This is a genomic window from Burkholderia sp. Ac-20345, assembly GCF_017104825.1.
GTDB classification, from domain to species: Bacteria; Pseudomonadota; Gammaproteobacteria; order Burkholderiales; family Burkholderiaceae; genus Burkholderia; species Burkholderia lata_B.
In genome coordinates this window covers 1-330 of the sequence record NZ_JAAGPO010000569.1, presented here as the reverse complement: position 1 = coordinate 330, position 330 = coordinate 1, and the positions used below count along the sequence as shown (strand labels likewise).

Annotated in this window: 1 protein-coding gene; it reads left to right on the top strand. The window is 71.8% G+C overall.

Annotated features, from left to right (window positions below):
• Positions 1-267, top strand: a 267-nt coding sequence (locus tag G3O06_RS48725; RefSeq protein ID WP_241020641.1) for a glutathione binding-like protein, incomplete at its 5' end; no start/stop codon positions are given.
• Positions 268-330: the final 63 nt, after the last annotated feature.

Here is a 330-nt window from a genome sequence, read left to right as displayed (position 1 = left end):
AATCCGGTCGCGTTCGGCTGGGGCAACATCACACGCGTGCAGCGCGCACTCGCGCAAGCGCTCGCCCATAGTCCGTGGCTCGTCGGCGACCGCTTCACCGCGGCCGACCTGCTGCTCGCCAGCACGCTGAAGATCGCATTCGACGCGCATCTGCTGCCGCACGAAGGCGTGCTCGGCGACTACGTCGCGCGCGCCGAGGACCGCGACGCCTTCCGCCGCGCGGTCGCGATCGAACAGCGCGAAGCGGCGCGCCTGCTGCATGCGTGACGCGTAGACGTGTAACGCGTGGGCGGCACTGCCAGCCGGCCGCGAGCGCGTCTACGCGGCCGG